This is a genomic window from Caulobacter sp. GW821-FHT10A10, from assembly GCF_059415745.1.
In genome coordinates this window covers 357,169-373,996 of record NZ_JBWKNV010000003.1, presented here as the reverse complement: position 1 = coordinate 373,996, position 16,828 = coordinate 357,169, and the positions used below count along the sequence as shown (strand labels likewise).

Genomic DNA, 16,828 nt, shown 5'->3' with positions numbered 1-16,828 from the left:
AGGAAACGCATGCTGGAAATGTTCTCGCTCGAGGGCCGGGTGGCGCTCGTCACCGGCGGGTCGCGCGGCATCGGCCGGATGATCGCCGAGGGCTTCCTGCGCTACGGCGCGGCGCGAGTCTACATCACCGCCCGCAAGGCCGGCGCCTGCGACGCGGCGGCCGAGGAGCTGTCGGAATTCGGCGAGTGCGTGTCGCTGCCCGGCGACATCTCGACCCTGGAGGGCGTGCAGGGCCTGGCGGCGCGGATCATCGAGCGCGAAAGCAAGCTCGACATCCTCGTGAACAACGCCGGCGCGGCCTGGGGCGCGGAGTTCGATGCGTTCCCCGAGGCCGGCTGGGACAAGACCGTCGACCTCAACATGAAGACGCCGTTCTTTCTCACGCAGGCCCTGATCGGCCCGCTGCGCGAGGCGGCCAAGGCCCGCGTGGCCAAGGTGATCAACGTCGCCTCGATCGACGGCCTGTCGGTGACCAAGGAGGAGACCTATCCCTACGGCGCCAGCAAGGCCGGCCTGATCCACATGACCAAGCGGATGGCCCTGCGGCTGGCGGCCGACAACATCGCCGTCTCGGCCATCGCGCCGGGCGCCTTTCCCAGCGACATGAACCGCGTCGCCCGCGACCACGCCGACGCCGTGGCCAAGCACATCCCCGCCGGCCGCATCGGCGAGCCCGAGGACATGGCCGGGGCCGCGATCTACCTGGCCTCGCGGGCGGGGGACTATGTGATGGGGGCCACGCTGGCGGTGGACGGCGGGGTGGCCTGGTCGCGGTAGACGACCCTCTCCCATGGGGAGAGGGAGGGTGAGGGGGTAAAATCTGGCCGATTGAGGCGCTGTCCGAGATCGGCCGGGGGCTAGGCGGCCAAGGGCGAAACCACTCACCCTCCCGCTGCTTCGCAGCGGGCCCCTCCCTCTCTCTAAGAGAGAGGGTTTAAACTACGGCTTCCCCGCCGCCGGCAGTTCGGTCAGCGGCACGGCGTCCGACAGTTCGACCTCGCGGACGGCAGGCGCGGGAGCGGCCTTGGGCGGGCGGGCGCCGCGTTCGCGGGCCGACATCAGCGACCAGCCGCCGGGCTTGAGGATCTCCAGCGGCGAGAAGCGGGCCTTGTAGGCCATCTTCTCCGAGCCCGGCACCCAGTAGCCCAGATAGACGTAGGGCAGGCCGGTCAGGCGGGCCTGGACGATGTGGTCGAGGATGATGAAGGAGCCCAGGCTCCGGCGGACCTCGGTCGGGTCGTAGAAGCTGTAGACCAGCGACAGGCCGTCGGCGAGGACGTCGACCAGCACGCAGGCCACCAGTTCGCCCGGGCCGCGGTCGACGGACGGGCGGCGATACTCGATCAGGTGGGTGCGGACAGCGGTGTCCTCGACCATGGCGACGTAGTCGGGCCAGGTCATCTCGGCCATGCCACCGTCGGCGTGACGGGCGGTGAGGTAGCGGCGCAGCAGCTCGAACTGCTCCAGCGTGGCCTCGGCCTCGACCAGATGGCGCACGAGGTCGCCGTTGCGGTTCAGGGCGCGGCGCTCCGAGCGCGAGAATTCGTAGTCGGCCGCGGGCGCGCGCGCCGACTGGCAGGCGCGGCAGGTCTCGCAGGCGGGGCGGTAGGCGATGTTCTGGGAGCGGCGGAAGCCGACCTGGGTGAGGCTGTCGTTGACGCCGGGACCGTCGGACAGGGGCAGGTGCGTGAAGACCTTCCGCTCCTGGCGGCCGGCCAGGTACGGGCATGGGGTCGGCGCCGTCAGGAAGAACCGAAGCTGTCGCGTCGGAAAATGCTGCGTCACGTCGTCCCTGTCCCCTTCCTTCGGCCAGGCCCCCGCCTATGCCTCAGGAGGGATTAGGCGGCATGCCGAGCCGTTGTGCAAGCAGGACAAACGCGTGACGCGTCATACGGTCACAGGTTGTCGGGCAGGACGGGCTTTTCGCGCAGCAGGACGATGGAGATCCGGCGGTTGCCGGCCAGGGTGGGATCGTCGGCGTAGAGGGGCTCGGAATTGGCCTTGCCCGACACCTGGTAGATGCGGTCGTCGTCGACGCCGGCTCCGCGCAGGATCTGACGCGAGGCGTCGGCGCGCTGGGCCGACAGGGACCAGTCGCTGTCGGCCTTGCGGCCGCGGGCGTCGGCGCTGGTGTGGCCCGAGACGGTGATGCGGTTGGGCAGCTGGTTGATGACCTTGGCCACGGCGCGCAGCAGCAGGCGGGCCCGGTCGTTGGGCTCCTTGCTGTTTTCCTTGAACATCGAGCGGCCTTCCTGGTCGACCAGCTGGATGCGCAGGCCTTCCGGGGTCTGGTCGATGAGGATCTGCTTCGACAGTTCGGCCAGTTCGGGCATGTCCTGCAGCGACTGGCGCAGCGACTGGGCGGCCGAGGCGAAGCTGTCCTGTTCCTTCTTGGCCAGGGCGTCGCGCAGGGCCTGCTCGCTGGCCGAGTCGAGGCTGGCGGTGGTCGAGGACTGGCCGTCCTGATCTGTCTGGTCGGGGGCTTCGGGGGCCATCTGCTGGACGACCGACATCTTGCCGTCGGCCTTGGCGCCGTCGTCGCCGAGCGAGGTGCCGCCCAGGATGCCGCCCGAGCCGCTGGTGCTGGACGAGATCGAGGCGGGGGCGAAATAGTCGGCGATGCCCTGCTTCTGCTCGGGGCTCGTGGTGTTGAGCAGCCACATCAGCAGGAAGAAGGCCATCATCGCCGTCACGAAGTCGGCATAGGCGACCTTCCAGGCGCCGCCATGGTGACCATGACCGCCGCCCTTCTTGATCTTCTTGATGATGATCGGCGCTTCGCCGGTCGACGCCATCGTGCTTAAGCCTGCTTAACCCTGTCGGGGCAACCTGACGGCAGGACGTTAAAATGGCGTTGCGATCGCAGGCCCGAGGGGCCAGAGACGGGGCCGAAACCACAGGGTGCGGCAAGGAGTCTCGCGCATGAAGACGGCGTTCATCGGCCTGGGAGTGATGGGCTTTCCGATGGCGGGCCACCTGCAGGCCGCCGGCCACGACGTGACTGTCTATAACCGCACGGCCGAGAAGGCCGCCCGCTGGGTTGAAAAGCACGGCGGAAGCAGCGATCCGACCATCGCCGGCGCCTGCAAGGGCGCGCAACTGGTGGCCCTGTGCGTGGGCAATGACGACGACGTCCGCGCGGTGACAGCCGAGATCCTGCCGGCGCTGGAAGCCGGCGCGATCATCGTCGACCACACCACCACCTCGGCTACGGTGGCGCGGGAGATGGCCGCGCTCGCCGCCTCCAAGGGCGTGGGCTTCCTCGACGCGCCGGTCTCCGGCGGCCAGGCGGGGGCCGAGAACGGCCAGCTGACGATCATGGTCGGCGGCGAGCAGGCTGTTTACGACGCCGCCGAGCCGGTGCTCAACGTCTACGCCAAGGCCATGCGCCGCATGGGTCCGTCGGGCGCGGGCCAGCTGACCAAGATGTGCAACCAGATCGCCATCGCCGGCGTCGTGCAGGGCGTGGCCGAGGCGCTGGACTTCGCCAAGCGCGCGGGCCTGCCGACCGACGACGTGCTGGCGGCGATCTCCAAGGGCGCGGCCCAGTCCTGGCAGATGGAGAACCGCTGGGGGACGATGTCGCGCGGTGAGTTCGAGTTCGGCTTCGCGGTCGACTGGATGCGCAAGGACCTGGGCATCACCCTGGACGAGGCGACCCGCAACGGCGCGGCCCTCGACATGACCCGGATGATCGACGGCTTTTATGGCGAGGTGCAGGCCATGGGCGGCAATCGCTGGGACACGTCGAGCCTCGTGGCGCGGCTGGACAAGAAGTAGGCGACGGCGAGGGGCGGGGGCCATGAGCGACGGAAATCCCAACCAGGCGAACGCAAACCTGACCGGGGTCTGGCAGGGGCTCTATTCGTATCCCCAGGCCTTCGCGCCGGTGTCGTTCACCGCCACGCTGCTGGAAAGCGGCGCGTGGGTCAGCGGCTCGGTGCACGAGGTCGCCGAGGACGAGCACGGTGCGGTCGAGGTGTTCGCGACCCTGCTGGGAACGCGCGAGGGCGCCGACGTGAGCTTCACCAAGACCTATGACGGCTCGGCCGGCTGGAACCACGACGTGTTCTACGCCGGGACCGTCAGCGACGACGGAACCGAGATCGAAGGGCGCTGGAACATTCCCGGCGTCTGGTCGGGCAAGTTCCTGATGATCCGCTCGCAGGGGCCGCGCGAGGCGCAGCTGCGGCAAGCCTTCGAAGACATTCGCGCCTGATGACCAGCATGAGCATCCGCATGATCCGCAAGTTCGCCGCCGGCCTGGCCCTTTGCGCCGGCCTGGCCTCGGCCCCCGCCTTTGCCGCTCCCGCCCCGGCGCCGAAAGACGGCGAGTTCGTGGTTCGGGACTTCAAGTTCCGCTCGGGCGAGACCCTGCCGGAGCTGCGGCTGCACTACACCACCCTGGGCGAGCCGAAGCGCGACGCGCAAGGGAAGGTGACCAACGCGGTGATGGTGCTGCACGGCACGGGCGGCTCGGGAAAGCAGTTCCTGTCGCCGCAGTTCGCCGACGAGCTGCTGGTTCCCGGCGGCCTGCTGGATCCGGCCAAGTGGTACGTGATCCTGCCCGACGGGATCGGCCACGGGAAGTCGTCGAAGCCCTCGGACGGGCTGCGGGCGAAGTTCCCGCACTATGACTACGACGACATGGTGCAGGCCCAGCACCAACTGCTGGTCGAAGGGCTGAAGGTTGATCGCCTGCGGCTGCTGATGGGCACGTCGATGGGCTGCATGCACGCCTTCGTCTGGGGCGAGGCGTATCCGGGCTTCGCGCAGAAGCTGGCGCCGTTCGCCTGCCAGCCCGTGGCCATCGCCGGCCGCAACCGCATGTGGCGCAAGATGACCATGGACGCCATCAAGGCCGATCCGGCCTGGAACGGCGGCGACTACACCGAGCAGCCCAGGCAGGGCCTGCGCACGGCCACCGACTTCCTGATCATCGCCGGCGCCTCGGCCCTGCCGATGCAGCTGGCCCTGCCCACCCGCGAAGCGACCGACAAGGCCCTGGAGGCCGACTTCGCCCGCCGCATCGCGGGGCTGGACGCCAACGACCTGCTCTATCAGGTGGACGCCTCGCGCAACTACGACCCGTCGGCGGGCCTGGAGAAGATCGAGGTTCCGGTGCTGTGGATCAACTCGGCCGACGACTTCATCAACCCGCCGGAGCTGGGCATCGCCGAGCGCGAGGTGAAGCGTCTGAAGCGCGGGGAGTTCGTGCTGCTGCCGGCCAACGAGAAGACCAAGGGGCATGGCAGCCACACCTGGGCGGTGCTGTGGAAGGACCGGCTGGCGGCGTTTCTGGAGAAGTAGGTCAGCCTGACATTCAGGAACCTCCCCCTGTGGGGGAGGCGATCGCGAAGCGATCGGTGGGGGGAGTGGCTGCTGGGCTTGCTCGCGCCGCGGCGGTTGAAAACGTCCCCCCACCGGCCTTCGGCCGCCTCCCCCAAAGGGGGAGGTTCCTGGAGGCGCAGGGGGGCTAGCTGACCAGCGCCAGCCAGGCCTCTTCGTTCATGATCTGCAATCCCCGCTCGCGGGCGGTGCGCAGCTTGGCGCCCGCGCCCGGGCCGGCGACCACTAGATCTGTGGCCTTGGTCACCGAGAGCACCACCCGCGCGCCCATCGCAGCGGCCAGGTCCTGGGCGTCGGGCCGGCTCATGGTGTCGAGCTGTCCGGTGAACACCACAGTGCGGCCGGCCAGCCGGCGCTCGGCGCCGGGCGGCAGGACGGGGCGGGGCGGCGGCGGGGCCTTCCTGGGGAGATGGCGACTCTGCGAGGGGGCGTAGCCGCCCTGGTCCAGCCGGCCGAGCGTCAGGCCGATGCGGCCGGGCAGGGCGTGGATGCCGTCCGCGCCGGTCTCGCCGGCGGCGGCCAGGGCCACCGCGCCGCAGGCATAGGCGTCGCCGGCCGCGTCGTGGTGCTTGAAGTCGATCCCGAGATGGCGGCCGACCACGTTCAGCTTGTGCGACACGAGGTCGGGCCAGACGCTGCGAGCCACCTGCACCGTGCACATGTAGTCGAAGGCCGGCGGCGCGACCCCGTAGTGCTCGCAGGTGCGGCGGATGACGCTGATGTCGAAGGCGGCGTTGTGGGCCAGCACCAGGGCGCCGTTCAGGTCCTCGCGCAGCCGGTCGAGCACGGCCGGGAACTCGTCGGCGTCGCGCACGTGGCCCGGGCCGATGCCGTGGAAGGCGATGTTGAACGGCGCGAACCGCATGTCCCACGGCCGGATGTAGTGGTGGTCGACGCGGGCGACCGCGCCGTCCTCGATCCAGGCGAGACCGATGGAGCAGGGGCTCGAGCGGGTCTCGTTGGCGGTCTCGAAATCGATGGCGACGATCTTCATCAGCCGGCGACCAGGGCCAGCCACTCGTCCTCGGTCATCACCTGGATGCCGAGGTCCTGGGCGGTCTTCAGCTTGGAGCCCGCGCCAGGGCCGGCGACCACGAGGTGCGTCTTCTTGGAGACCGACGAGGCGACCTTGGCGCCGAGGGCCTCGGCCTGGGCCTTGGCCTCGTCGCGGGTCATCTTCTCCAGCGAGCCGGTGAAGACCACGGTCTTGCCGGCCACGGCCGTGTCGGTCTTGGGCTTGGCCACGGCCTGGACGTCGAGCTGGGCCAGCAGGTTCTCGACCTTCTGGCGATTGTGCGCCTCGGCGAAGAAGCGGGCCAGGGACTGAGCGGCGACCGGGCCGACGCCATCGACGGCGGCCAGGTGCAGGTAGTCCTCGCCCGGCGCGCCCTTGGCGGCCTCGGCCAGGCCTTCGGCGAAGGCGTCCCAGGTTCCGTAGCGCTGGGCAAGGGCGGCGCGGGCCGGCTTGGTCAGCTTGGGAACCACCTGGCCGATCTTCAGCTCCAGGTCTTCCGACTGCGGCCAGGGATCGGCGGGCACGCCGGCGCGGCCGGCCTCGACGAGAAGATCGAGCGCCTTGGGGCCGACGCCGGCGGCGGTCGACAGCTCCAGATAGGTCGCGCCCGGCAGGCCCTTGGCGGCGGCTTCGGAGGCGGCTTGCAGGTCGGCGAACTGGTCGAAGTGACGGGCCAGGACGGTCGAGGTGGTCTCGCCGATATCGCGCGCGCCCAGGCCGTAGATCATCCGATCGAGGCCGATGGTGCGGCGGGCGTCGATGCCGGCGATCAGGTTTTTGACTGAGGTCTCGCCGTAGCCGTCGCGTTCGCGCAGGGCCGCTAGCTTTTCCTCGTCGCGGGCTAGGCGGAAGATGTCGGCCGGCTCGTTGATCCAGCCCTCGTCGAAGAAGGCCTGCAGCTGCTTTTCGCCGAGGCCCTCGATGTCGAAGGCGCGGCGGGAGACGAAGTGGCGCAGGTGCTCGACGCGCTGGAACGGGCAGGCGAACTCGCCGGTGCAGCGGCGCACGACCGACTCCACGCCGTTGGCGTTGATCTCCTGGTTCAGGGCCGTCTTCAGCGGGCACTCGCAGACGTGCGGGAACTCGTAGGGCGCCGCGCCATCGGGGCGGGCCTCGACATCGACCTCGACGATCTGCGGGATCACGTCGCCGGCGCGTTGCAGGACGACGGTGTCGCCGATGCGGACGTCGAGGCGGGCGATCTCGTCGGCGTTATGCAGGGTGGCGTTGGTCACCGACACGCCGCCGACGGTGACGGGCTTCAGGCGGGCGACCGGCGTGTGGGCGCCGGTGCGGCCGACCTGGATGTCGATGGCTTCGAGGATGGTCTTGGCGCGCTGGGCCGGGAACTTGCGGGCGATGGCCCAGCGGGGCGAGCGCGAGACGAAGCCGAGGCGGCGCTGCCGCTCCAGGTCGTCGACCTTGTAGACCACGCCGTCGATGTCGAAGGGCAGTTGCGGGCGCAGGGCCTCGAAGTGGGCGTAGACGTCGAGCAGGCCCTGCGCGCCCTCGACCTTCTGGGCCGGCGGGGCGGTGGTGACGAAGCCCCATTCCTGGAGCTTTTCCAGCGCTTCCCACTGGCCGGCGGCGAAGGGCTCCGACGCCAGGCCCCAGGCGTAGCCGAAGAAGCGCAGCGGCCGGGTGGCGCTGATCTTCGGGTCGATCTGGCGCAGCGAGCCGGCGGCGAAGTTGCGCGGGTTGGCGTAGGTGCGGGACCCTGCTTCCTCGGCGGCCCGGTTGAAGGCGGCGAAGGCCTCCAGCTCGACATAGACCTCGCCGCGGATCTCGATCACGTCCGGCCAGCCCGAGCCCTTCAGCTTGTGGGGGATGTCGGCGATGGTCTTGAGGTTGGCCGTGACGTCCTCGCCGACGCGGCCGTCGCCGCGCGTGGCGCCCTGCACCAGCACGCCCTTCTCGTAGCGGATCGAGGCCGACAGGCCGTCGATCTTGGGTTCGGCGGTGTAGAACACCGGCTCGTCGGCGCCGATGCGTAGGAAGCGGCGGATGCGGGCGTCGAACTCGGTGGCCTCGTCGTTGGAGAAGGCGTTGTCGAGGCTGAGCATCGGCACGCCGTGCTCGACCGGCGAGAACTGCGCCGAGCGCGCGGCGCCGACCTTCAGCGACGGCGAGTTCTCGCGGATCAGGTGCGGGAAGCGGGCCTCGATGTCGGCGTTGCGGCGCTTGAGCTCGTCGTAGCCAGCGTCGTCGATCGTCGGCGCGTCGTCCTGATAGTAGCGCAGGTCGTGGCCGGCCATCTCGTCGGCGAGACGCTCCAGCTCCTCGACGGCTTGGGCTTCGGTGAGGTCGGCGACGGGGATCAGGGGCACGGGCAGGCGAATCCGGTTGCGGTCGGCGGGGCACGATAAAGGAACCTCCCCCTCTGGGGGAGGCGGCCGAAGGCCGGCGGGGGGAAGTTTTCAGCTTCCGCCGCGTTCGGCCAATTTCGCAGATACGCCCCCCACCGATCGCTAAGCGATCGCCTCCCCCAGAGGGGGAGGTTTCCTATTCCAGCATCGCCAGCAGGGCGAAGCTGGCGAGCCAGTGCTCGCCCATGTAGTCGCCGGTGACGTGGGGCAGGGCGGTCTCAAGGTGCAGATCGGCCGCTTCCAGCGCGACGGCCTTCACCTCGGCCGGCGCATCCTTGGCGACGGCGCACCAGCACCAGGCGCGGGACAGCGACAGGCCGTCGAGGTGGGCGATCTTGCCGTCGGTGCGGTCGCTGACGCTGGGCGGCGCGAACAGCGTGGCGGGTTGGCGCTGGGAGAGGTCGGGCAGGAAGGCGGCGAACCAGGCGGCGAAACCTTCCGGGAGGAGCCGGCGCATGGCCAGGGCCTCGATCAGGGCGGGCGAGAGGAAGTCATCGCCCGACGGCTCCCAGGCCTGGCAGGCGCGATCTTCACCGTACCAGGCGGCGGCCTTGGCCGCGAGCAGGGCGCGGAAGTCGGCGTCGTTCGTGGCGTCGGCGTAGTCGGCGGCCAGGGCCAGGGCGAAGGCGGTGTTGGAATGCACGCCGGCCCGGATCGGATAGTCGGCGATCGGCAGGAAGGCGCGATAGCGGGCGATGAAGACGTCGGCCAGCGGCTGCAGGGTCGCGGCCCAGGGGGCGTCGTGGGCCAGCAGTTCGGCTTGCAGCTTCAAGAGCCAGGCCCAGCCGTAGGGGCGCTCGAAGCCGCGGCTTTCGGGGCGGGCCAGATAGGCGACCTCGGCGGCGACCTTCTGCGGCGTGAAGGCGTCGTCGAACAGGGCGCGGATGGCGGGGGCCTCGGGCAGGTCCGGATGCAGGCGCAGCAGGGTGGCCAGGGTCCAGTAGCCGTGGACGCAGGAGTGCCAGTCGAAGCTGCCGTAGAAGATCGGGTGCAGGGCGCGCGGGCCGAGGGCGTCGGCGTCGCCGGTCATCACGTGGTCGAGCTTGTTGGGATATTCGCGGACGACGTGGCCCAGGGCGGCCTGGGTGAAGCGCGAAGCGGTCTCAGCGGAAGGCGAGGACATACATCAGGACCATGTTGATCAGCAGCATCAGCACCGCCGTCGGCGCCTGGGCGCGGATGACGGCGTAGCGGTTCTTGAGCTGGAGGAGGGCGGCGGGAACGAGGTTGAAGTTGGCGGCCAGGGGCGTCAGCAGGGTGCCGCAGAAGCCTGACAGCATGCCGATGGCGCAGACCACGGCCGGGTCGCCGCCGAAGCGGTTGATCACCAGCGGCAGGCCGATGCCGGCGGTCATCACCGGGAAGGCGGCGAAGGCGTTGCCCATCATCACCGTGAAGATCGCCATGCCGAGGCAATAGGCGACGACCACGGCCAGACGGCTGTCGACCGGCGTGATGGCCAGGGTGATGTCGCCGATGGTCTGGCCCACGCCGGCCAATGCGAAGACCGCGCCCAGGGCCGCCAGCATCTGCGGCAGCAGGGCGGCCCAGCCGACCAGGTCCATCAGCCGCCGGCCTTCCTGAAGGGGCGCGCTGGCCGGCTGCCTGAACAGGCGCTGAGCCAGGATCGCGGCGACGACGGCGGCGATGGCCAGGGAGACCAGGGTCGCCTGCTTGGGATCGACCACGTGCTGGCCGTGCCAGGTCAGGGCCTTGAAGGCGAAGGTGCCTAGGAGGACGATGACCGGGATCAGCAGGGCCGGCAGGAACAGCTTGAGGCCGAAGCGCTGGGCGAGTTCGACCCGTTCCTCGGCCGAGGTGGTCTTGGGCTGGCCGACGCCGAGGCGGCCCGTGCCGGCCAGCAGGGCCAGGGCGACGACGAGGAAGCCGTTGCCGAGGTCGCCCAGGCGGTCGCCGAACAGGAAGCTGATCGCGAACAGGCCCCAGAAGGCGGCGTTGCCCCAGCGCTTGGGATTGGTCTTGTCGCCGGCGCTCATGGCGGCGAAGGCCGTGAACATGAAGCCGGCGAGCAGATAGACGAGGGGAAGGCCGATCATGCCTTCACTCCTCGGCGCGAAAGCTTGCGGTCGAACAGCAGCAGGCGCGCGCCGTGCACCAGGAAGGCGCAGATCGCCGTGGGGATGGCCCAGACCGACAGGTGCAGCGGCTCGACGATCAGGCCGTTCTGGTCGAGGAAGCCGACGATCAGCAGGATCGAGCCGATGGCCATGAAGATGTCCTCGCCGAAGAAGACGCCGACATTGTCGGTGGCCGCGCTCATCGCCTTGACCTCTTCGCGGGTCGGCTCGTCCAGCGGCGCCTGGCCCTCGGCGGCGGCCTCGGCCATGGGGGCGACCAGCGGGCGGACGGTCTGGGCGTGGCCGGCGATCGAGATCAGGCCGAGCGCCGCGGTCAGCTGGCGGGCCAGCAGATAGGCGACCAGGATCCGTCCGGCGGTGGCCGCCTTCATGGCGCGAATGGCCGTGCGGGCGCGCTCCTGCAGGCCCGAGCGTTCCAGCACGCCGATGGCCGGCAGGACGACCCAGACGATGCTGACATAGCGGTTCTGGTTGAACGCCTTGCCGAAGGCGGCCAGCACCTCCAGCGGGCCGAGACCGGCAGCCAGGCCCGAGGCCATGGCGGCGCAGACCACCACCAGCAACGGATTGAATCTCAAGGCGAAGCCCAGGACGATCACGCCCACGCCGATCAAGGGCAACATGCCGGCCGTCCCCCGTATACGAATCTGGATGGACCGTCCGACGGGCCGGCGGCGCTGGCAAGTCCGTTCCCGTGGAACACGGGTCGCTTGACCCGATCTCTTGACGGGGGCGCCCGTCGGCGCGACGCTCAACTCAACAATGATAACTTACGGGAGCAAGCGTCATGGCCGACGGTACCGGCGCGATCGCCGCATCGATCAAGGACAAGGTCAGCGAGGCCGAATGGCAGGCCCGCGTGGACCTCGCGGCCCTCTATCGCCTGGTCGCCCTGCACGGCTGGGACGACATGATCTTCACCCACATCTCGGCCCGCATCCCGGGGCCCGAGCACCACTTCCTGATCAACCCGTACGGCATGTTCTTCGGCGAGATGACCGCCTCGTGCCTGGTGAAGGTGGATCTGGAAGGCAATGTCATCGACAAGACGCCGTACTTCATCAATCCGGCGGGCTTCACGATCCACTCGGCGATCCACGCCGCGCGGGAGGACGCCCAGTTCGTCATGCACCTGCACAGCGACCAGGGCGTGGCCGTGGCCGCCCATGCCGAGGGCCTGCTGCCGCTGAGCCAGCACGCCCTGATCGTGACGCCGCAACTGGCCTATCACGACTATGAAGGCATCGCCCTGAACCTCGACGAGCGCGAGCGGCTGGTGGCCGACCTCGGCGACAAGCGGCTGATGATGCTGCGCAACCACGGCACCCTGTCGACCGGCCGCACGGCGGCCGAATGCTGGCTTGGGATGTTCTTTCTGGAGCGCGCCTGCGCCCAGCAGGTGATGGCGCTGAGCGCAGGACGCGAGCACGTGCTGCTCGCTCCGGAGGCGGCCCAGGCCGAAGTGCGCAGCCAGACCGGCATGGGCCTGGGCATGATCGCGGGCCTGGCCTGGCCGGGTTGCCTGAGGCAGCTGGATCGCGAGTCCCCGGGCTACGCGGACTAGAGCCTTCAAGGCGGCGCTTTGGCGACCGACGTTACGTCAAGGCGCCGCCATGAAAGTGTTGCGGTAGTGAAATAAACCGTAATTCTAGTGTCACTAGACGCGGGTCTAGGGTGAGGTCATATGTCGCCGCAACCTAGACTTTGAGGCCCGGTTCAACGGGGCCGGAGCGTAGCTTAGTGATCCGCAGGCACTTCTTCCTCATGGCGGCCGGCGTCGCCCTGCTTCTGATGATCGTGGCCGGCGGCGCCAAGCTTCTGCTGGGCGGCAAGGCCGAGGGGCAGGGCGGTCCGGGCGCTCGCGCCACCGCCGTCTCGCAGGTCAAGGTCGACAGCCGTCCGTTCACCGACCGCATCGAGGTGCTGGGCGTGGCCAAGGGCCGCCAGTCGGTGACCATCACCTCGAACACCACCGAGATGATCACCGCCGTCCACTTCCGCGACGGCCAGCAGGTGGCCCGCGGCCAGGTGCTGGTGACTCTGAAGGACGACCAGGAAAACGCCGGCATCGCCGAGGCCCAGGCCAATCTGAACCAGGCCGAGCGCAACTATCAGCGCTGGAAGACCCTGGCCGACAAGGGCATCGCTCCGCGCGCCACCGCCGAGCAGTACCAGGCCGCCTACGAGACGGCCAAGGCCAGCGTCGCCTCGGCCAAGGCCCAGCGGCTGGACCGCGTGATCCGCGCGCCGTTCGCCGGCCGGGTGGGCATCTCCGACGTCGCCCCGGGCACGCTGATCGCGCCGGGCACCGCCATCGTCAGCCTGGACGACGCCTCGGTCGTGCGCGTCGACTTCGCCGTGCCGGACCGCTACCTGGCCACCCTGCGCGAGGGCCTGCCGATCCAGGCCGCGCCGGACTCTCTGCCGGGCGAGACCTTCCAGGGCCGCATCGCCCAGATCGACACCCGCATCGACGAGGCCACCCGCGCCATCAAGGCCCGCGCCGAGTTCCCCAATCCCGGCGGCCGGCTGAAGCCGGGCATGCTGGTCAAGGTCGCCATCGACCAGGGCGTGCGCCAGGGCCTGGCCGCGCCGGAAGCGGCCGTGCAGTTCGAGGGGCAGCAGGCCTCGGTGTTCGTCGTCGCCAAGGGCGACAAGGGCCATGTGGCCCGCCGCACCAACGTGACCACGGGCCTGACCGCCGGCGGCTTCGTCGAGATCCGCTCGGGCCTGAAGGCCGGCGACGTGATCGTGGCCGACGGCCTCAACCGCGTGCAGGACGGCGGCGCCGTGCGTGACGTCAACAAGCCGGCGGGCCAGCCTGGCGCCCAAGCCCACAAGGCCGGCTGATGCTTTCCGACATCTCCGTCCGCCGCCCGGTATTCGCCGCCGTCGCGGCGATCATCCTGTGCGTCATCGGCCTGGCCGCGTTCGGCTCGCTGCCGATCCGCGAACTGCCCAATGTCGATCCGCCGGTGGTGTCGATCTCGACCGCCTATCGCGGCGCCTCGGCCGAGGTCATCGAGGAGCGCATCACCCAGGTGATCGAACGCCAGGTGGCCGGCATCCAGGGCATCGACCGGGTCAACAGCAGCTCGCGCGACGGCCGCTCGCAGATCAGCATCACCTTCCGGCTGGACCGCGACCTGGACGCCGCCGCCAACGACGTGCGCGACGCCGTCAGCCGCGTCTCGGCCAACCTGCCCGACCAGGCCGACCCGCCCCAGATCGCCAAGGCCAACGCCGACAGCTCGCCGATCATCATCCTGAACCTGACCTCGACCACGCTCGACCCGCTCGAGCTGGCCGACTACGCCGACCGCTATCTCGTCGAGCGGATGTCGACCATCGACGGGGTGGCTCAGGCCAACCTGTTCGGGGCCAAGATCTACGCCATGCGCATCTGGCTGAACGCCGACGCCATGGCCGCCCGCGGCGTGACGGTCAGCGACGTCGAGGATGCGCTGAACGCCCAGAACCTGGAACTGCCGGCCGGTTCGCTGGAGAGCAGCGCCAAGGACTTCACGATCCGCGTGGCCCGCGCCTACGCCAAGCCCGAGGAGTTCGCGCGCCTGCCGCTGCGGCCCGCGGACGCCAGCGGCTTCGTGCTGCGCCTGTCGGACGTGGCCCGCATCGAGGAAGGGCCGGACGAGCGCCGGCGCCTGTTCCGCGGCAACGACGTCGACCAGGTCGGCATCGGCCTGACCCGCCAGTCGCAGGCCAACGACGTGGCCATCTCCAAGGCCGTGGCCAAGGAAGTCGAGGTCATCAACCAGACCCTGCCGGCCGGCACCAAGCTGGTGGTGGCCGTGGACAACTCGGTGTTCACCGCCGAGGCCATCCACGAGGTGTGGATCACCATGGGCATGTCGGTGGCCCTGGTGGCGCTGGTCAACCTGATCTTCCTGGGCAGCTGGCGCTCGGCGCTGATCCCCTCGATCGTCGCGCCGATCTGCATTCTGTCGACCTTCATCATCCTTGCCCCGCTGGGCTTCTCGCTGAACCTCCTGACGCTGTTGGCCCTGGTGCTGGCCGTGGGCCTGGTGGTCGACGACGCCATCGTCGTGGTCGAGAACATCCAGCGCCGGGTGGACGAGGGCGAGCCGCCGCTGATCGCCGCTCAGCGCGGGTCGCGCCAGGTGTTCTTCGCCGTCGTCGCCACCACCATCGTGCTGATCTCGGTGTTCGCGCCGCTGATGTTCCTGCCGGGCTATATCGGCCGGCTGTTCGTCGAGCTGGCCGTGGCCATCGCCGCGGCCGTGGCCTTCTCGGCCCTGCTGGCGCTCTCGCTGTCGCCGATGATGGCCTCCAAGCTGCTGAAGGGCGCCCACGGCGGCGGCTGGTTCAACAAGCGCATGGACTGGGCGATGGACAAGCTGCGCGACAGCTACCGCGCCTCGCTCGAAAGCCTGCTGGGCGTGCGCGCGGCTTCACTTGCGGCCGCCGGAGCGGTGATCCTGCTGGCCGGCTTCGCGGCGCTGCTGTTCGTCAGCCTGCCCAAGGAACTGGTGCCGGCCGAGGACCGCGGCCGCGTCGACATCCAGATCAGCGCCCCGGAAGGCGCCGGCTTCGACTACACCTCGGCGATCGGCTCGCGGATCGAGAAGATCATGGGCCGCTATCGCGAGGACGGCGTCGCCGAGCGCACCATCCTGACCATCCCGCGCTTTGGCCAGAGCCAGTTCAACTCGGGCAACGGCGTGGTGGTGCTGAAGGGCTGGGGCGAGCGGAACAAGACCGCCGACGAGGTGGCCGCCGAGCTCAACAAGGACCTCTCGAAGATCACCGGCGTGCGGGCCGTGGCCAGCGTGCGCGGCGCCTTCCAGCGCGGCGGCGGCGGTGGCGGCGGCACCAATGTCGACCTGATCGCCGTCGGCAACGACTATGTCCAGCTGGCCGACTGGCTGAAGCCGATCCTGGCGGCCGCTCAGGAAAACCCGGGCTTCTCGCGTCCGCGCATCGACTACGAGCCGACCGCGCCGCGCCTGTCGGTGCAGATCGATCTCGACAAGGCCGCCACCCTGGGCGTCTCGGCCCAGGCCGTCGGCCGCGCCCTGGAGACCATGTTCGGCTCGCGCCAGGCGACGACCTACATCAAGAACGGCCAGGAATACGACGTCATCCTGCAGACCGACCTCGACCAGCGTCGCAGCGTGGCCGACCTCGACAAGCTGCAGGTGCGCACCAATTCTGGCGGCCTGGTGCCGCTGTCGACGGTGGTGAAGACCCAGCTGCGGGGCGACACCCCCGACCGGCCACGCGTCGACCGCCTGCGCTCGGTGACCCTGACCACCCAGCTGTCGCCGGGCTTCACGGTCGAGGACGCGGTGAGCTTCTTCCAGGCCCAGGCCGCGGCCCATCCGACCCCCGGCGTCAGCGTCAAGTGGGGCGGCCAGGCCAAGGACTATCTGGAAGGCTCGGGCGGCATCGCCATCGCCTTTGGTCTCGCTTTGCTGCTGGTGTTCCTGGTGCTGGCCGCGCAGTTCGAAAGCTGGATCCACCCCGCGGTGATCATGCTGACCGTGCCGCTGGCGGTGCTGGGCGGCCTGTTCGGCCTGCTGATGGCCGGCTCGACCATCAACACCTACAGCCAGATCGGCCTGATCATCCTGGTCGGTATCGCCGCCAAGAACGGCATCCTGATCGTCGAGTTCGCCAACCAGCTGCGCGACGAGGGCCTGAAGGTCACCGAGGCGGTGATCGAGGCGGCGGCCCTGCGCCTGCGCCCGATCATCATGACCTCGATCGCCACGGCCATGGGCGCCTTGCCGCTGCTTCTCTGGACAGGAGCGGGGGCGGGAAGCCGCCAGACGATCGGGGCCGTGATCTTCTTCGGCGCCATCGTGGCGACCCTGCTAACCCTGTTCATCGTTCCGGTGTTCTACAACCTGCTCGCCCGCTTCACGAAATCTCCGGAGTGGACGGCGCGGCAGATCGAGGACTATGAAGCGCGCGAAAAGGCGGGCGAGGGGCATACCTCACCCGTATAAAACGGGTGA

The 16,828-nt window shown here is 69.6% G+C and carries 14 protein-coding genes; 7 read left to right on the top strand and 7 right to left on the bottom strand.

The genetic code is table 11. From position 1 onward, the window contains the following. Positions 1-9 precede the first annotated feature (9 nt). Positions 10-777: an SDR family oxidoreductase gene (locus AC07NS_RS11075; RefSeq protein WP_494603143.1), complete on the top strand. Its 768-nt coding sequence runs from the start codon at positions 10-12 to the stop codon at positions 775-777. A 162-nt stretch (positions 778-939) separates the two neighbouring features. On the opposite strand, the gene AC07NS_RS11070 is transcribed toward AC07NS_RS11075, so the two are convergent. Both AC07NS_RS11070 and AC07NS_RS11065 read right to left on the bottom strand, forming a co-directional pair. Next, on the bottom strand, positions 940-1,785 hold the full coding sequence (locus tag AC07NS_RS11070; RefSeq protein WP_494603142.1) for an arginyltransferase: 846 nt from the start codon (positions 1,783-1,785) through the stop codon (positions 940-942). 110 nt (positions 1,786-1,895) lie between these two features. After that, complete coding sequence (locus AC07NS_RS11065; RefSeq protein ID WP_494603141.1) at positions 1,896-2,795, bottom strand: flagellar motor protein MotB; 900 nt, start codon at positions 2,793-2,795, stop codon at positions 1,896-1,898. A 127-nt stretch (positions 2,796-2,922) separates the two neighbouring features. Between AC07NS_RS11065 and AC07NS_RS11060 the strand changes: the two genes are divergently transcribed. From AC07NS_RS11060 to AC07NS_RS11050, 3 genes are read left to right on the top strand one after another with little or no spacing between them, the layout of a single operon-like run. Continuing rightward, positions 2,923-3,780 (top strand): NAD(P)-dependent oxidoreductase, encoded by an 858-nt coding sequence (locus tag AC07NS_RS11060; RefSeq protein WP_494603140.1) that lies wholly within the window; start codon positions 2,923-2,925, stop codon positions 3,778-3,780. A 22-nt stretch (positions 3,781-3,802) separates the two neighbouring features. Further along, complete coding sequence (locus AC07NS_RS11055; protein WP_494603139.1) at positions 3,803-4,219, top strand: hypothetical protein; 417 nt, start codon at positions 3,803-3,805, stop codon at positions 4,217-4,219. Then, the gene (locus AC07NS_RS11050; RefSeq protein ID WP_494603138.1) at positions 4,219-5,310 is read left to right on the top strand and encodes an alpha/beta fold hydrolase; all 1,092 of its coding nucleotides are present in this window, start codon (positions 4,219-4,221) and stop codon (positions 5,308-5,310) included. Before AC07NS_RS11055 ends, AC07NS_RS11050 begins: the two co-directional genes overlap by 1 nt. Before the next feature lie 166 nt (positions 5,311-5,476). On the opposite strand, the gene AC07NS_RS11045 is transcribed toward AC07NS_RS11050, so the two are convergent. The 5 genes from AC07NS_RS11045 to AC07NS_RS11025 all read right to left on the bottom strand — a co-directional run bounded on the left by AC07NS_RS11045 (position 5,477) and on the right by AC07NS_RS11025 (position 11,452). Beyond that, positions 5,477-6,367 carry an exonuclease domain-containing protein gene (locus AC07NS_RS11045; protein ID WP_494603137.1) on the bottom strand — a complete coding sequence of 297 codons (891 nt, stop codon included), beginning with the start codon at positions 6,365-6,367 and terminating at the stop codon, positions 5,477-5,479. Next, positions 6,343-8,691 carry an NAD-dependent DNA ligase LigA gene (gene ligA, locus AC07NS_RS11040; RefSeq protein ID WP_494603136.1) on the bottom strand — a complete coding sequence of 783 codons (2,349 nt, stop codon included), beginning with the start codon at positions 8,689-8,691 and terminating at the stop codon, positions 6,343-6,345. Before ligA ends, AC07NS_RS11045 begins: the two co-directional genes overlap by 25 nt. A gap of 175 nt (positions 8,692-8,866) precedes the next feature. Further along, positions 8,867-9,853 carry a DUF2891 domain-containing protein gene (locus tag AC07NS_RS11035; RefSeq protein WP_494603135.1) on the bottom strand — a complete coding sequence of 329 codons (987 nt, stop codon included), beginning with the start codon at positions 9,851-9,853 and terminating at the stop codon, positions 8,867-8,869. Continuing rightward, positions 9,834-10,787: a DUF979 domain-containing protein gene (locus tag AC07NS_RS11030; RefSeq protein WP_494603134.1), complete on the bottom strand. Its 954-nt coding sequence runs from the start codon at positions 10,785-10,787 to the stop codon at positions 9,834-9,836. Before AC07NS_RS11030 ends, AC07NS_RS11035 begins: the two co-directional genes overlap by 20 nt. Continuing rightward, positions 10,784-11,452, bottom strand: a complete 669-nt coding sequence (locus AC07NS_RS11025) for a DUF969 domain-containing protein (protein WP_494603133.1) — start codon at positions 11,450-11,452, stop codon at positions 10,784-10,786. Before AC07NS_RS11025 ends, AC07NS_RS11030 begins: the two co-directional genes overlap by 4 nt. A 164-nt stretch (positions 11,453-11,616) precedes the next feature. Between AC07NS_RS11025 and AC07NS_RS11020 the strand changes: the two genes are divergently transcribed. The 3 genes from AC07NS_RS11020 (at position 11,617) to AC07NS_RS11010 (ending at position 16,819) form a co-directional block, all read left to right on the top strand. Then, positions 11,617-12,393 (top strand): class II aldolase/adducin family protein, encoded by a 777-nt coding sequence (locus AC07NS_RS11020; RefSeq protein ID WP_494603132.1) that lies wholly within the window; start codon positions 11,617-11,619, stop codon positions 12,391-12,393. Positions 12,394-12,569: 176 nt separating this feature from the next. Beyond that, positions 12,570-13,679, top strand: coding sequence for an efflux RND transporter periplasmic adaptor subunit (locus AC07NS_RS11015; RefSeq protein ID WP_494603131.1), 1,110 nt, complete (start codon positions 12,570-12,572; stop codon positions 13,677-13,679). After that, complete coding sequence (locus AC07NS_RS11010; protein WP_494603130.1) at positions 13,679-16,819, top strand: efflux RND transporter permease subunit; 3,141 nt, start codon at positions 13,679-13,681, stop codon at positions 16,817-16,819. Before AC07NS_RS11015 ends, AC07NS_RS11010 begins: the two co-directional genes overlap by 1 nt. Positions 16,820-16,828: the final 9 nt, after the last annotated feature.

Excerpts from the sequence above, each read along its gene's own strand:
- AC07NS_RS11065 (WP_494603141.1), bottom strand. The coding sequence starts at position 2,795 with ATGGCGTCGACCGGCGAAGCGCCGATCATCATCAAGAAGATCAAGAAG.
- AC07NS_RS11020 (WP_494603132.1), top strand. The coding sequence starts at position 11,617 with ATGGCCGACGGTACCGGCGCGATCGCCGCATCGATCAAGGACAAGGTC.
- AC07NS_RS11035 (WP_494603135.1), bottom strand. The coding sequence starts at position 9,853 with ATGTCCTCGCCTTCCGCTGAGACCGCTTCGCGCTTCACCCAGGCCGCC.
- AC07NS_RS11060 (WP_494603140.1), top strand. The coding sequence starts at position 2,923 with ATGAAGACGGCGTTCATCGGCCTGGGAGTGATGGGCTTTCCGATGGCG.
- AC07NS_RS11010 (WP_494603130.1), top strand. The coding sequence starts at position 13,679 with ATGCTTTCCGACATCTCCGTCCGCCGCCCGGTATTCGCCGCCGTCGCG.
- AC07NS_RS11055 (WP_494603139.1), top strand. The coding sequence starts at position 3,803 with ATGAGCGACGGAAATCCCAACCAGGCGAACGCAAACCTGACCGGGGTC.
- AC07NS_RS11030 (WP_494603134.1), bottom strand. The coding sequence starts at position 10,787 with ATGATCGGCCTTCCCCTCGTCTATCTGCTCGCCGGCTTCATGTTCACG.
- AC07NS_RS11075 (WP_494603143.1), top strand. The coding sequence starts at position 10 with ATGCTGGAAATGTTCTCGCTCGAGGGCCGGGTGGCGCTCGTCACCGGC.
- AC07NS_RS11050 (WP_494603138.1), top strand. The coding sequence starts at position 4,219 with ATGACCAGCATGAGCATCCGCATGATCCGCAAGTTCGCCGCCGGCCTG.
- AC07NS_RS11025 (WP_494603133.1), bottom strand. The coding sequence starts at position 11,452 with ATGTTGCCCTTGATCGGCGTGGGCGTGATCGTCCTGGGCTTCGCCTTG.